This is a genomic window from Pseudomonas sp. GW821-FHT01E10, assembly GCF_059422365.1.
Window position 1 is genome coordinate 377,168 of sequence record NZ_JBWKWT010000005.1, and the last position, 14,061, is coordinate 391,228.

The window sequence follows — 14,061 nt, forward strand, 5'->3', positions numbered from 1 at the left end:
AACGGTCTCGTTATGGCTTTGGGGGAATGCTTCGAGTGTAGACGGGCTATTCGGCGGGTGGGACGTGCGGGGCATTTAATCTGCATAAAGCAAAACCCCCGGCCTGGGCCGGGGGTTCTGTGATCACTCGTCGAGGAAGGAGCGCAAATGCTCGCTTCTCGTCGGGTGGCGCAGCTTGCGCAGCGCCTTGGCTTCGATCTGACGAATCCGTTCACGGGTCACGTCGAACTGCTTACCAACCTCCTCGAGGGTGTGGTCGGTATTCATGTCGATACCGAAACGCATGCGCAAAACCTTGGCTTCACGGGCAGTGAGGCCGGACAGGACTTCGCGAGTCGCTTCTTTAAGGCTCTCAACGGTGGCGACATCGATTGGCGACTGCATGGTCGAGTCTTCGATGAAGTCACCCAGATGGGAGTCTTCGTCATCACCGATCGGGGTTTCCATGGAGATCGGCTCTTTAGCGATCTTCAATACCTTGCGGATCTTGTCCTCAGGCATTTCCATGCGTTCGCCCAGCTCTTCCGGGGTCGGTTCGCGACCCATTTCCTGCAACATCTGCCGGGAAATACGGTTGAGCTTGTTGATCGTCTCGATCATGTGCACCGGAATACGGATGGTGCGGGCCTGGTCGGCGATCGAGCGAGTGATCGCCTGACGGATCCACCAGGTGGCATAAGTCGAGAATTTGTAGCCGCGGCGGTATTCGAACTTGTCTACCGCTTTCATCAAGCCAATGTTGCCTTCCTGGATCAGATCGAGGAACTGCAGGCCACGGTTGGTGTACTTCTTGGCGATGGAGATCACCAGACGCAAGTTCGCTTCGACCATCTCTTTCTTCGCGCGGCGGGCCTTGGCCTCACCGATCGACATGCGACGGTTGATGTCCTTGATCTCGGCAATCGTCAAACCGGTTTCGGTTTCCAGCGCGGTCAGCTTCTGCTGGCAACGAATGATGTCCGGTTGCAGGCGACCAATGGCTTCAGCGTATTTGCTTTTGCCTTTGGCCAGTGCATCGCTCCAGCTTTCGTCGACTTCATTGCCCGGGAACTGGCGCAGGAAGTCGGCACGCGGCATGCGGGCATCACGAACGCACAATTGCATGATCGCGCGCTCTTGCTGACGCAGACGATCCAGGGCACTGCGAACACGCTCGACCAGGCCTTCGAATTGCTTCGGCACCAGTTTGATCGGCATGAACAGCTCAGCCAGGGCCAACAGCTCGGCAATCGCAGCCTTGTTGTAGCGACCGTGCTTTTTCAGCGCCTTGCGGGTGATTTCCATCTGATCGGCGACAGCGCCAAAACGCTGTGCGGCGATGACCGGATCCGGACCGCTTTCGGCTTCTTCTTCGTCATCGCTTGCTTCGGCGTCATCGTCGTCGGTGTCGTCGTCCGCTTTCACGGCTTTCGGGTCGACAGGCGGTGGCACTTCGGCTGCAGGCGGCGCAATGCCGTCGTCCGGGTCGATATAACCGCTCAGGACGTCGGACAGGCGGCCACCTTCGGTGGTGACGCGAGTGTACTCGGAGAGAATATGGTCAACCGTGCCAGGGAAGTGCGCGATTGCGCCCATCACTTCGCGGATGCCCTCTTCAATACGCTTGGCGATTTCGATTTCGCCTTCACGTGTGAGGAGCTCTACCGTACCCATTTCACGCATGTACATGCGCACTGGGTCGGTGGTGCGACCAATGTCGGTCTCGACCGCTGCCAACGCTGCTGCTGCCTCTTCGGCCGCGGCTTCGTCGGTATCGGCGTCGGCCAGCATAAGGGAATCCTTATCTGGCGCAACCTCGAATACGTTGATCCCCATGTCATTGATCATGCGGATGATGTCTTCCACCTGTTCCGGATCTGAAATATCCTCCGGCAGGTGGTCGTTGACCTCCGCGTAAGTCAGGTAGCCCTGCTCACGACCAAGTGTGATCAACTCTTTGATACGAGACTGCTGTTGCGCTTTTCCGGACATAACACCCTATCCACTGAAGGTCTTGGCGGGCAAAAAACAAGCCGAGGATTATACCTGAGCTATGACCTCACGCGCCAGTTGAGGTCGGGTTTGATGCGCAAACATTGCGGCTTAAAAGGTCGCGCAGTTGATTTTTCTCTTCGGCACTCAACTCACTTTGACGCGCTTTTCGAAGAAGTTGTTCCAGATTTCGCTCGCGTTGGCGGGCTGACAAGCTAGTAATGGTGTCGAAAAACTGTTGTTCAAGGTTATCTCCATCAATCAGCCATTCCTTTTCTGCCAGCGCTTTCAGCAGTCGGCCCTGTTCAGTGCCGTGCCAACGCGCAATCAGTTGAAATGAGTTTAGCTTGGGATTCTTCTGTACGGCTTCGAGCAGGGCGACCAGCAGTTGCGTGTTAGTGTGGTCTTCGGCCGCAAAGTGCCCGGCATCCTCGACTTTTTCGGCCAGTTGCGGGTGATGCAGCAACGTGCGCAAGGCGGCCAGGGTGGGTGGCTCTACAGCAGCCGGTACCCGTGGCGCGCGCGGTTGATCGCGATCGCCGCCACGTTTGCCGTTCTTGTCCCACGGCTTCTTGTCCCATTTCTTGCCGCCAGCGCCGGGTTTTTTCGGCGTCCACTCCTGCTGCGGCACATACATCTCTTGTGCCTGCGGCTGATGGTAGTCGCTGTAATCGGGCATGGCGTCGTAATCAATGCCCGGGTCGTAAGCCGGTGGTGCTTCCTGAGGTGCGCTTTGCACCAGTTGACTCACGGCTTCGCCACTGAGCCCGGTAATTTCGGTCAGGCGCTGGCGCATCAGAATGCGTAGGTTGGCGCCCGGAACCTTGTCGATCAGTGGCGCGGCGAGGGTAGCCATGTGGGCCTTGCCTTCAAGCGAGCGCGGGTCCGATTCCTCGGTCAGCTGTTGGAAAAAATAATCGGCCAATGGCTGTGCATGCTGATTGATCCGCGCGCGGAAGGCGTCAGTGCCTTCGGAGCGGACCAGCGTGTCCGGGTCTTCGCCTTCGGGCAGGAATAGAAAGCGTGCGCGCCGTCCGTCCTGCAGGCTCGGCAACGTCGCTTCCAGTGCACGCCAGGCAGCGTTGCGGCCGGCCTGGTCGCCGTCGAAGCAGAACAGTACGTTGGGTACGACGCGAAACAGTCGCTTCAAGTGCTCTTCGCTGGTGGCGGTGCCCAGGGTTGCCACAGCATTGCGCAGGCCTTGCTGGGCGAGGGCGATGACGTCCATGTAGCCTTCGACGACGATGATTTCGTCGAGGTTGCGGTTGTTCTTGCGCGCTTCGTAAAGGCCATAGAGTTCCTGGCCCTTATGGAAAACCGGGGTTTCCGGTGAGTTCAGGTATTTCGGCTTGTCGTCGCCCAGTACCCGGCCGCCGAAGGCGATGATGCGCCCGCGACTGTCGCGGATCGGGAACATCACGCGATCGCGGAAGCGGTCATAGCGCTTGCCGGTTTCGGTGTTCTCCACCAGCAGGCCGGCATCGATCATGGCCTTTTGCTGCAGGGTGTCGCTGCTCAGATGCTTGAACAGATTATCCCAGCCGGGCGGAGCGAATCCGAGGCCGAAATCCCGAGCAATTTCGCCGGTCAATCCACGACCTTTCAAGTAATCCACGGCCGCTTTGCGCGCCGGATGGCTTTTCAGGGCCTGGCGGTAAAAATCGGCGGCAGCGGTGAGCAGCGGATACAGCGGCGAATCGGTGGGCTGCCGCGGTTTGTGCGGTCGGCCGCTTTCTTCGCGGGGGATTTCCATGCCGGCGGCTTTGGCCAGTTCTTCGACTGCCTGGGGGAAGTCCAGGTTGTCGTGGTCCATGATGAAGCCGAGGGCGTTACCGCCAGCGCCGCAACCGAAGCAGTAATAGAACTGTTTGTCGGGGCTGACGCTGAAGGAGGGGGTTTTCTCTTTGTGAAACGGGCAGCAGGCAGTGTAGTTCTTGCCGGCCTTTTTCATTTGCAGGCGCGAGCTGACCACATCGACGATGTCGGTGCGGTTCAGAAGGTCGTCAATGAAGCTCTGGGGAATTAGCCCGGCCATGGCGTTCTCGTCATCTGCGCTGAAATGGACCCGAAACGAAGTGCGGCCGAACGCAGGTCGTTGTTTGAGGCGCGCAGGGTGTGCGGCTCGACCGGTGTCGTCTGCGTAATCGCTGTCGGGAAGTGTATCTGCCGAAAATCCACTGACGTTAGTACCAATCAGCATTCGACTATTCGAAAGTGTTTCGCTGAGTCCGGCGACGGCCAATCTATGGCCTCGGATAGCTCAATAAGCGGGCACGCAAGAAGGTGCCTTGGGCTGATCGTCGTGAGAGGAATCAGTGGGTGTGCTCGTCAGTAGCCTTGAAAGGCTCGTCAGAAAAGACGTGCACCGCTGGCAAAAGAGCCAGGTCTGACGCTGTGAAGCAGGTTTGTCTCGGTCGCGTCTGCGGCTTTGACGGTGAAGCATCAAGCGTTGTCCGCAAATGCCATTAGCCCGGCTGAGGGCCGGGCTTGGCAGAAGCTTGCTACGATCGTCTGTGTATTAGTACAGACGAACGGCGCGGCGCTGTTCGCGCTGTACTTTCTTGGCGTGACGCTTAACAGCGGCTGCTGCTTTGCGCTTACGCTCAGAAGTAGGCTTCTCGTAAAATTCGCGGCTACGAACTTCAGCCAGTACACCGGCTTTTTCGCAGGAGCGCTTGAAACGACGCAGAGCTACGTCGAAGGGTTCGTTCTCTTTAACTTTGACGGCTGGCATCCAGAGCTACCTTCATTCATTACCGGGGTCAACATCCTCGCGGCAAAAGAGCACTTGAAGACGTCGGTTTTTAAGGGTTGCGGATGTTAACCCCTCATCGCTCGGAATGCAAAGCCTCTGATCGAAAACCGCTGGTCGGGGCATCACGCGACGACTATTATGCGCGCCTTCGAATTCAGCCTCTACAAGGCGCAAACCCATGCTAGTACTGGGATTAGAAACCTCTTGCGACGAAACCGGTGTCGCACTTTACGACAGTGAACGCGGGTTGTTGGCCGATGCGCTGTTCAGTCAGATCGACCTGCATCGCGCTTATGGCGGCGTTGTGCCGGAGCTGGCTTCGCGCGATCACGTCAAACGCATGCTGCCCTTGATCCGTCAGGTGCTGGCGGAGGCCGACTGCGTGCCGACCGAGATCGACGCCATCGCTTATACCGCCGGCCCCGGCCTGGTCGGAGCTCTGCTGGTAGGGGCTTCCTGCGCGCAGGCGCTGGCTTTTGCCTGGGGTATCCCGGCCCTGGGCGTGCACCACATGGAAGGTCACTTGCTGGCGCCGATGCTGGAGCCGCAGCCACCGGAGTTCCCGTTCGTCGCTTTGTTGGTCTCGGGCGGTCATACGCAGCTGGTTCAGGTCGACGGGATCGGTCAGTACACGCTCTTGGGCGAGACCCTCGACGATGCCGCCGGCGAAGCGTTCGACAAAACTGCAAAAATGATGGGCCTCAATTACCCGGGCGGTCCGGAGATCGCTCGTCTGGCGGCGCAAGGCGTTGACGGACGTTTCGTCTTCCCGCGTCCGATGTGTGATCGTCCGGGCCTGGCGTTTAGCTTCAGCGGTTTGAAAACTTTCGCCTTGAACACCTGGCAGCAATGCGTCAGCGCCGGGGACGACGGCGAGCAAGCCCGTTGCGACATCTCGCTGGCGTTCCAGCAGGCCGTGGTGGAGACTTTGACCATCAAGTGCAAGCGTGCCCTGAAACAGGCTGGCATGAAGCGTCTGGTGATCGCTGGTGGCGTCAGCGCCAACAAGGCGTTGCGTACGTCACTGGAAAAAATGCTCGGCGACATGAGGGGCGATGTGTTTTATGCCCGTCCGGAGTTCTGTACCGACAACGGTGCGATGATTGCGTTTGCCGGCTGCCAGCGCTTGCGGGCCGGTCAGCACGAAAGCCTGGCAATCAGCGTGCAGGCGCGCTGGCCGATGGAGCAGTTGTCGGCTCTGTGATGAGTGGCGCTCACGTGCGGTATTTAAAAATGCCGTTCGCGCCCGGCAAACAGGTCGCGTAGATTGCCGCGATGACGCCAGACGATCAGCCCCGTGAGTGCGCTCATGGGCAGCAGTGCCGCCGGTTCTTGCCAGGCGAGCAGCGGCAGGGTCAGGGGTGTGGCAATCAGGGCGGCGAGTGAGCTGGTGCGGGTCAGGTAGAACGTCAACAGCCAGGCACAGACCGCCAGCAGCGCAGCGGGTGGATAGAGCCCCAGCAGCATGCCGGCCGCGGTGGCGACACCCTTGCCGCCGCGAAAGCGGAAGTACAGTGGAAACAGGTGACCGATGACGGCGAAGACGCCGATCCAGGCCTGTTCCTGCAGTGAAAGGCCCATTGCACCTGCGACCAGCACTGGCAGCAGGCCTTTGCAGAGGTCGCCGAGCAAGGTCAGGATGGCGAGTTTTTTGCCGGCCAGACGAAACATATTGGTGGCACCGGCATTGCCCGAGCCACTCATTCGCGGATCGGGGTTACCGGTCAGGCGGCTGAGCAAAATGGCGAAGGACAGAGAGCCGAGCAGGTAGGCGAAAATCGCCAGTGACCAAAACATGCTAACTATTCCGGGCGAGGACGCCCTGATTCTAACGGCGCATTGCGCCCTTGTCGTGCAGCGGAGAGAAGTGCTTGGACAGAGTGTTTATCGAGGGCCTGGAAGTCGACACCGTGATTGGTGCCTACGACTGGGAACGAGGCATCCGACAGTGTCTGCGACTTGATCTGAGCTTCGCCTGGGACAATCGTCCGGCCGCTGCTGGTGATGACCTGACTCTGGCGCTCGACTACGCGAGCGTTTCGTCACGCATCCAGGCTTTTGCCGAGCAGGCGCAGTTCCAGCTGGTCGAGACGTTTGCCGAGCGTCTGACAGAAGTGCTGATGAGTGAGTTCAAGATCACCTGGATGCACCTCAAGCTGACCAAGCCAGGTGCCGTTCCGGCGGCCAAGGGCGTGGGTGTGGAGATCGAGCGCGGATGTCGCTGACTCAGGTGTACCTCGGGCTCGGTAGCAACATCGAGCGCGAATCCCATTTGCAGGCTGGCCTGGACGCCCTGGCGGGTTTCCTGGTGGATATGCGCTGCTCGGCGGTGTTCGAAAGCCAGCCGGTGGGGATCAAGAGCGGGCCGTTTTTCAACTTTGTGGTCTCGGCCTATACCGATCTACCGTTGATGGAGCTGGATCGACGGCTGAAATTCATCGAAGCGGATAACGGCCGTTACGCGCCGGACCGCAAGGGCTTGCCGCTGGATATCGACGTGCTGCTGTTCGGCGATCTGGTGGGCAATTTCGATGGTTTGGTCTTGCCGCGGGCAGAGATTCTGAAAAACGCATTCGTGCTGTGGCCGTTGTCGCTGATTGCGCCGGACAGAGTGCATCCGGGCGTAGGCAAAAGCTTTGCGACCTTGTGGAGCGAGGCGCGGATCGATCAGGTGTTGGCGCCGGTGGCTTTTGAGTGGCGCGGTGAGCAGTTGACCCCTTCCGATATGCTGTAAAGCAAAAGATCGCAGCCTGCGGCAACTTCTACGCCGATCTCTGTAGGAGTTGCCGCAGGCTGCGATCTTTTGCCCTTGCTTATGCTTTTTCTTTGTAGGCCTTCAGCGCCTTGAGCCGCTCGCGCTTGATGGCCTCGCCCAATTCCGGCCCCTTGAATCCCTTCTCCAGCAACGGCTGAACCGCCACGCTTCGCGCTGTAGTCGCCGCACCGCGCAAATAATCCGCCTGTGGATAACTTCGCTGCTCCAGGCCTTTGCGCCCTCGAGCGTCCATCTCGCACGCCGCAATAAACTCCTCAAAGCGCTGAGGTCGACGATAGACGTCGAAACTCTGCAGCAACTCCAGCAAGGTCGACGGTTTCAGTTCCAGAGCCCGGTGGCCATGGGTGTGATACTCGCCCACCAGCAGTGCCAATTCCTGACAATCCTTCGGTGCCTTGAAGCGCTCGTTGACCGCTTTGATCAGCTTCAGGCCTTTTTGCTCGTGGGCGATGTGGCGGGGCCATTCCTCCTCGGGCGTCAGTCCTTTGCCCAAGTCGTGCAGCAGGCAGGCCCAGCGCACGGTCAGCGGTTGTTTGTGCTGTGCCGCTTGCTCCAGCACGCTCAGGGTATGCACGCCTGTGTCGATTTCCGGGTGATGGGCCTCGGGTTGCGGTACACCGAACAGCGCATCGACTTCCGGCATCAGCACTTTGAGCGCACCGCACTCGCGCAGCACCTGGATGAACACCTGGGGTTGGTCTTCCATCAGCGCACGGGCGATTTCTTTCCAGCTGCGTTCCGCGGTCAGTGCCTCCAGTTCACCCGATTCGCTTAGTTGCCTCATCAGCGCCAGTGTCTCGGGGGCGACGGTGAAGCCCAGTCCTGCATAACGCGCGGCGAAGCGGGCAACGCGCAGAACGCGGAGCGGATCTTCGGCGAACGCGGGGGAAACGTGACGAAGCAGGCGAGCCTCGAGATCCCGCTGGCCATGGTAGGGGTCGGTCAGGTTCTGCTGATCGTCTTCGGCCATGGCGTTGATCGTCAGGTCACGACGAATCAGGTCTTCTTCGAGCGTGACTTCGGGGCTGGCGTGAAAGGTGAAGCCGCCGTAACCGCGCCCGCTTTTGCGTTCGGTGCGGGCGAGGGCGTATTCCTCACCGCTTTTGGGGTGAAGAAATACCGGAAAATCCGCACCCACCGGGCGAAAGCCCTTGGCGAGCATTTCTTCGGTGGTGGCGCCTACCACGACCCAGTCGATATCGGTGACAGGCCTGCCCAGCAGGCGATCGCGTACCGCACCACCGACTTTATAAATCTGCATAAAAAACCTCCGTTAGCCCGACAGAATAACCTTTGCGTCGAACTTCCGGAGGCCGAAACAGGATCAAAGATGAATGACAGCCAAGTCTAGCCGGCCGTAGTCTCCCTCGCCGTGTTCGCTTCTGGGTGGAACATGGTGGGTTTTCACCACCTGATCCCCTTGCAGGGTTTCCAGGTGAATGTCGAAGCCCCAGAGCCGGTGCAGGTGCTTGAGCACTTCCTCGGTGGAATCGCCGAGCGGCTTGCGGTCGTGCTGCTGGTGACGCAGGGTCAGCGAGCGGTCCCCGCGCCGGTCGATGCTGTAGATCTGGATGTTGGGTTCGCGATTGCCCAGGTTGTATTGCGCCGCCAGGGTTTCGCGGATGGTTCGATAGCCCTCTTCGTCGTGGATCGCCGGAACCAGCAGATCATCCTTTTGGTCGTCATCGAGGATGCTGAACAGCTTCAGGTCGCGGATCACCTTGGGTGACAGGTACTGCAGGATGAAGCTCTCGTCCTTGAAGCTGCTCATGGCGAATTTGATGCTGGACAGCCAGTCTGTGCCGGCGATTTCCGGGAACCAGCGGTAGTCCTCTTCGGTAGGCTGTTCGCATATCCGCCGGATATCGCGATACATGGCAAAACCGAGGGTGTAGGGGTTGATTCCGCTGTAGTAGGGACTGTCGAAGCCCGGCTGGAACACCACGCTGGTATGGGACGTCAGGAACTCCATCATGAAGCCATCGGTGACCAGGCCTTCGTCATACAAGTCGTTCATCAAGGTGTAGTGCCAGAAGGTGGCCCAGCCTTCGTTCATCACCTGTGTCTGGCGCTGTGGATAAAAATACTGGGCGATCTTGCGCACGATCCGCACGATTTCACGTTGCCATGGCTCCAGCAGCGGGGCGTGTTTTTCGATGAAATACAGGATGTTTTCCTGAGGCTCGGCGGGGAAGCGTGCGTTGTCCTTGTCGCTGAATTTGTCCGCGCCTTTTGGAATGGTCCGCCACAAATCGTTGATCTGCTTTTGCAGATGTTCTTCCCGATCCTTCTGCCGACGGCGTTCTTCTTCGGCGGAAATCGGATAAGGGCGTTTGTAACGGTCGACCCCGTAATTCATCAGCGCATGGCAGGAATCGAGCAAGTCCTCTACCGCGTCGATACCGTGGCGTTCTTCGCACTGCATGATGTACTGCTTGGCGAACACCAGGTAATCGATGATCGAGCTGGCGTCGGTCCAGGTGCGGAACAGGTAATTACCCTTGAAGAAGCTGTTATGGCCATAGCAGGCGTGAGCCACCACCAGGGCCTGCATGCAGATGGTGTTTTCTTCCATCAGATAGGCGATGCAAGGGTCCGAGTTGATCACAATCTCGTAGGCCAGCCCCATCTGGCCGCGGCTGTAGGATTTTTCGGTACTTAGGAAGTGTTTGCCATAGGACCAATGGTGATAACCCAGGGGCATGCCCACAGAGGCGTAGGCGTCCATCATCTGTTCGGCAGTGATGACTTCGATCTGGTTGGGGTAGGTATCGAGCGCATAGCGGGCCGCGAGACGACTGATTTCGCGGTCGTAGGCCTGGATCAGCTCGAACGTCCATTCGGAGCCGGTGGAAATGGGTTGGCGCTTTTGCTCTTTGGCGGTCATGTCACTAACCTGCGCTGGAAGAGTTCACGGAAGACCGGATAGATATCCCCGGCCGAGACCAGTTGCTGCTGGGCAAAAGTGTCAGAGAAGGCTTCGGCGATGCGTTCGTACTCGAACCACAGGGCCTGGTGTTCGCGCGGGGTAATCTCTACATAAGTGTAGTACTGCACGAACGGCATGATCTGATTGATCAGAATGTCGCGGCAGATCGGCGAGTCGTCGTTCCAGTTATCGCCGTCGGACGCCTGGGCGGCATAGATATTCCACTCATTGCTCGGATAACGCTCGGCCATGATCTCCTGCATCAGTTTAAGGGCGCTGGAAACGATGGTACCGCCGGTTTCCCGGGAGTAGAAAAACTCCTCCTCATCCACTTCGCGGGCACTGGTGTGGTGGCGGATGAACACAACGTCGATTTTGTCGTAGTTCCGCTTGAGGAACAGGTACAGCAGGATGAAGAAGCGCTTGGCGATGTCCTTGGTCGCCTGGGTCATGGAGCCGGACACGTCCATCAGGCAGAACATCACTGCTTTGGAGCTCGGGTTCGGCTGTTTGATCAACAGGTTGTACTTGAGGTCAAAGGTGTCGAGAAATGGCACTCGGTGAATGCGCGCACTGAGCTTCTCGATTTCCGCTTCGAGTTCCTGGATGTCGCCGAAGTTGTCCGGCTCCTCCCGTCTAAGCCGGGCGAGCTCCTCTTTGACTTCGCGCAGTTTTGCCCGGCTGCTGCCGGACAGGGCGATTCGCCGGGCATGGGCCGAACGCAACGTACGGATAATGTTGATCCGTGACGGGTTGCCCTCGTTGCTGATGCCCGCGCGTACGGTCTTGAAGGTGTCGGTGCCGGTCAGGTGACGTTTGACCAGGTTAGGCAGTTCAAGGTCCTCGAACATGAATTCGAGGAATTCTTCCTGGGTGATCTGGAAGACGAACTCGTCCATCCCTTCACCCGAGTTACCGGCCTTACCGGGGCCTCTGCCGCCGCCACCTCCGGGCGGACGGGCAATGTGCTCGCCGCTGGTGAACTCCTTGTTGCCCGGGTGCACGATGGTCTGCTTGCCGCCCCGGCCATGGTGAAGCACCGGCTCGTCGATGTCGCGGCCGGGAATGCTGATTTGCTCGCCGTGTTCCATATCGGTAATGGAACGCCGGCCTACCGCCTCTTCGACGGCCTTTTTGATGTGATCACGGTAGCGCCGCAGAAACCGCTGACGGTTTACCGTGCTCTTGTTCTTGCCATTGAGACGTCGGTCGATCACATAGCTCATGACTGCTCCTTAGAAGCTGTCCTGAAAGGGGCGAGCGGTTATGCAGCATCGACCTGTGCCGAGGGATGTTCACGCTCCCCCAAGCGCTTCTGGATGCTGCCTGAACCTCGTTACCGACTTTCGAACACCTCCCAGAGGTCTGTGTAACAGAAAATGCGTACACAGGCCTCTGGCTAACGACAACCGGTCTGACCGGCAGCGGGTTACTGTGATTTTCTGACCCGCAAGTACCACTCGGACAGCAGTCGTACCTGTTTGTCGGTGTAGCCCCGCTCGACCATCCGTGTGACGAAGTCGTTGTGCTTCTGCTGGTCCTCTTTGCTGGCCTTGGCGTTGAAGCTGATGACCGGCAGAAGGTCCTCGGTGTTGGAGAACATTTTCTTCTCGATGACCACCCGCAGTTTTTCGTAGCTGAGCCAGGTTGGGTTCTTGCCGTTGTTGTTGGCACGGGCGCGCAGTACGAAGTTGACGATTTCGTTGCGGAAATCCTTCGGATTGCTGATGCCGGCCGGTTTCTCGATTTTCTCCAGTTCCTCGTTCAGGGCTACGCGGTTGAGGATCTCGCCGGTTTCCGGATCGCGGTATTCCTGATCCTGAATCCAGAAGTCGGCGTACAGCACATAGCGATCGAAGATGTTCTGGCCGTACTCGCTGTAAGACTCGAGATAGGCAGTCTGGATCTCCTTGCCGATGAACTCGATGTAACGCGGCGCCAGGTACTCTTTCAGGAAGCGCAGATAGCGTTCGCGGGTCTCGGCCTGGAATTGTTCCTGTTCGATCTGCTGTTCCAGCACGTAGAGCAGATGCACCGGGTTGGCGGCGATTTCGTGCGGATCGAAGTTGAAGACCTTCGACAGGATCTTGAAGGCGAAGCGGGTCGACAGACCGTTCATGCCTTCGTCGACACCTGCAGCATCGCGGTATTCCTGGATCGACTTGGCCTTCGGATCGGTGTCCTTGAGGTTTTCGCCGTCATACACGCGCATCTTGGAGTAGATGTTGGAGTTTTCCGGCTCTTTAAGGCGCGAGAGCACGGTGAACTGAGCGAGCATTTTCAGCGTGTCGGGTGCGCAATGGGCCTTGGCCAGAGAGCTGTTGAACAGCAGCTTGTCGTAGATCTTCACCTCGTCGCTGACGCGCAGGCAATACGGCACTTTGACGATATAGATCCGGTCGATGAAGGCTTCGTTGTTCTTGTTGTTCCGGAAAGTGTGCCATTCCGATTCGTTGGAGTGGGCCAGCAGAATCCCGGTGAACGGAATTGCCCCCAAGCCTTCGGTGCTGTTGTAGTTGCCTTCCTGAGTGGCCGTCAGCAATGGGTGCAGCACCTTGATCGGTGCCTTGAACATTTCGACGAATTCCATCAGGCCCTGGTTGGCCCGGCACAGCGCGCCCGAATAGCTGTAGGCATCGGCGTCGTTCTGCGGGAACTCTTCCAGTTTGCGAATATCGACCTTGCCCACCAGTGCCGAGATGTCCTGGTTGTTTTCATCGCCCGGCTCGGTTTTCGCAACTGCAATCTGGTTGAGGATCGACGGGTAGAGTTTCACCACGCGGAACTGGCTGATGTCGCCGCCGAATTCGGCCAGGCGCTTGGTGGCCCATGGCGACATGATGGTGTTGAGGTAGCGCCGGGGAATGCCGAAGTCTTCCTCGAGGATCGCGCCATCTTCAGTGGCGTTGAACAGACCCAGGGGCGACTCGAAAACCGGCGAGCCCTTGATTGCGTAAAAGGGCACTTTCTCGATCAGCTGTTTGAGCTTTTCGGCCAAAGATGACTTACCGCCACCGACTGGGCCAAGCAGGTAGAGGATCTGTTTCTTTTCTTCCAGACCCTGAGCGGCATGGCGGAAATACGACACGATCTGGTCGATGCATTCTTCCATCCCGTGGAAGTCTTCAAAGGCCGGATAGCGGCGGATCACCTTGTTGGAAAAGATGCGCGACAGCCTCGAGTTGGTTGAGGTGTCGAGCAGTTCCGGTTCGCCGATGGCCAGCAATAGACGCTCGGCCGCGGAAACGTAGGCGCTGCGGTCCTTTTTGCACAGTTCAAGATACTCTTGCAGCGAGAGTTCTTCCTGGCGCGTGGACTCGAAGCGTTGTTGGAAGTGGCTAAAGATACTCATGACGTCACCTCGCTCGATACGTGGAGCCGACGCCGGATCACTCAGTCGATGCTGGCAGCAACCGAACAGGCAGTTGCTGTTTACCCCCCAGAACTCTTCCGGAGCTGACTACTCCGAAAGCTACTCCCGATGACCCGTGCGCCGGTGTACCGGCTCTCCCCTGTTTTGGATGGCCTGCGCTTAAGGATAGTTGGGAATTTGGGAGGTAAAGGCAAGATACGTAATTAGTTGTGGCAGACCGTTCGTCTGTAATCGCGCGAGCCCACGGGGGCCGGGGC

Annotated in this window: 11 protein-coding genes; 3 read left to right on the plus strand and 8 right to left on the minus strand. The window is 58.5% G+C overall.

Annotation, left to right across the window (positions count from 1 at the left end):
* Nucleotides 1-123 precede the first annotated feature (123 nt).
* The 3 genes from rpoD to rpsU form a co-directional block, all read right to left on the minus strand.
* Nucleotides 124-1,971 carry an RNA polymerase sigma factor RpoD gene (gene rpoD / locus AC07V0_RS13065; RefSeq protein ID WP_007936542.1) on the minus strand — a complete coding sequence of 616 codons (1,848 nt, stop codon included), beginning with the start codon at nucleotides 1,969-1,971 and terminating at the stop codon, nucleotides 124-126.
* Nucleotides 1,972-2,038: 67 nt separating this feature from the next.
* A complete protein-coding gene (gene dnaG / locus AC07V0_RS13070; protein ID WP_086944473.1) occupies nucleotides 2,039-4,006 on the minus strand; it encodes a DNA primase in 1,968 nt (655 codons plus the stop codon).
* A gap of 483 nt (nucleotides 4,007-4,489) precedes the next feature.
* Entirely contained in the window at nucleotides 4,490-4,705 is a 216-nt protein-coding gene (gene rpsU, locus AC07V0_RS13075; protein ID WP_002551877.1) for a 30S ribosomal protein S21, read from the minus strand.
* A gap of 199 nt (nucleotides 4,706-4,904) precedes the next feature.
* On the opposite strand from rpsU, the gene tsaD reads away from it, so the two are divergent.
* Nucleotides 4,905-5,930 carry a tRNA (adenosine(37)-N6)-threonylcarbamoyltransferase complex transferase subunit TsaD gene (gene tsaD, locus AC07V0_RS13080; protein ID WP_018928841.1) on the plus strand — a complete coding sequence of 342 codons (1,026 nt, stop codon included), beginning with the start codon at nucleotides 4,905-4,907 and terminating at the stop codon, nucleotides 5,928-5,930.
* A gap of 23 nt (nucleotides 5,931-5,953) precedes the next feature.
* On the opposite strand, the gene plsY is transcribed toward tsaD, so the two are convergent.
* Entirely contained in the window at nucleotides 5,954-6,523 is a 570-nt protein-coding gene (gene plsY / locus AC07V0_RS13085) for a glycerol-3-phosphate 1-O-acyltransferase PlsY (protein ID WP_018928842.1), read from the minus strand.
* Between the two features lie 74 nt (nucleotides 6,524-6,597).
* Here plsY and folB point away from each other — a divergent pair, with 74 nt between their 5' ends.
* Together folB and folK are read left to right on the plus strand one after the other, a co-directional pair.
* A complete protein-coding gene (folB, locus tag AC07V0_RS13090; RefSeq protein ID WP_018928843.1) occupies nucleotides 6,598-6,951 on the plus strand; it encodes a dihydroneopterin aldolase in 354 nt (117 codons plus the stop codon).
* Entirely contained in the window at nucleotides 6,942-7,460 is a 519-nt protein-coding gene (gene folK / locus AC07V0_RS13095) for a 2-amino-4-hydroxy-6-hydroxymethyldihydropteridine diphosphokinase (RefSeq protein WP_018928844.1), read from the plus strand. Before folB ends, folK begins: the two co-directional genes overlap by 10 nt.
* Before the next feature lie 79 nt (nucleotides 7,461-7,539).
* Here folK and AC07V0_RS13100 read toward each other — a convergent pair whose 3' ends face one another.
* The 4 genes from AC07V0_RS13100 to AC07V0_RS13115 form a co-directional block, all read right to left on the minus strand.
* Nucleotides 7,540-8,763: a multifunctional CCA addition/repair protein gene (locus AC07V0_RS13100; protein ID WP_086944453.1), complete on the minus strand. Its 1,224-nt coding sequence runs from the start codon at nucleotides 8,761-8,763 to the stop codon at nucleotides 7,540-7,542.
* Between the two features lie 63 nt (nucleotides 8,764-8,826).
* Nucleotides 8,827-10,389 (minus strand): SpoVR family protein, encoded by a 1,563-nt coding sequence (locus AC07V0_RS13105; RefSeq protein WP_018928846.1) that lies wholly within the window; start codon nucleotides 10,387-10,389, stop codon nucleotides 8,827-8,829.
* Entirely contained in the window at nucleotides 10,386-11,657 is a 1,272-nt protein-coding gene (locus AC07V0_RS13110) for a YeaH/YhbH family protein (protein WP_018928847.1), read from the minus strand. The genes AC07V0_RS13105 and AC07V0_RS13110 overlap by 4 nt, the downstream gene beginning before the upstream one ends.
* A 203-nt stretch (nucleotides 11,658-11,860) precedes the next feature.
* The gene (locus AC07V0_RS13115; RefSeq protein ID WP_007904259.1) at nucleotides 11,861-13,783 is read right to left on the minus strand and encodes a PrkA family serine protein kinase; all 1,923 of its coding nucleotides are present in this window, start codon (nucleotides 13,781-13,783) and stop codon (nucleotides 11,861-11,863) included.
* Nucleotides 13,784-14,061 lie beyond the last annotated feature (278 nt).

Coding starts and splice junctions, on each gene's coding strand:
- tsaD (WP_018928841.1), top strand. CDS start 4,905: ATGCTAGTACTGGGATTAGAAACCTCTTGCGACGAAACCGGTGTCGCA.
- AC07V0_RS13100 (WP_086944453.1), bottom strand. CDS start 8,763: ATGCAGATTTATAAAGTCGGTGGTGCGGTACGCGATCGCCTGCTGGGC.
- AC07V0_RS13105 (WP_018928846.1), bottom strand. CDS start 10,389: ATGACCGCCAAAGAGCAAAAGCGCCAACCCATTTCCACCGGCTCCGAA.
- dnaG (WP_086944473.1), bottom strand. CDS start 4,006: ATGGCCGGGCTAATTCCCCAGAGCTTCATTGACGACCTTCTGAACCGC.
- rpsU (WP_002551877.1), bottom strand. CDS start 4,705: ATGCCAGCCGTCAAAGTTAAAGAGAACGAACCCTTCGACGTAGCTCTG.
- rpoD (WP_007936542.1), bottom strand. CDS start 1,971: ATGTCCGGAAAAGCGCAACAGCAGTCTCGTATCAAAGAGTTGATCACA.
- plsY (WP_018928842.1), bottom strand. CDS start 6,523: ATGTTTTGGTCACTGGCGATTTTCGCCTACCTGCTCGGCTCTCTGTCC.
- AC07V0_RS13115 (WP_007904259.1), bottom strand. CDS start 13,783: ATGAGTATCTTTAGCCACTTCCAACAACGCTTCGAGTCCACGCGCCAG.
- folK (WP_018928844.1), top strand. CDS start 6,942: ATGTCGCTGACTCAGGTGTACCTCGGGCTCGGTAGCAACATCGAGCGC.
- AC07V0_RS13110 (WP_018928847.1), bottom strand. CDS start 11,657: ATGAGCTATGTGATCGACCGACGTCTCAATGGCAAGAACAAGAGCACG.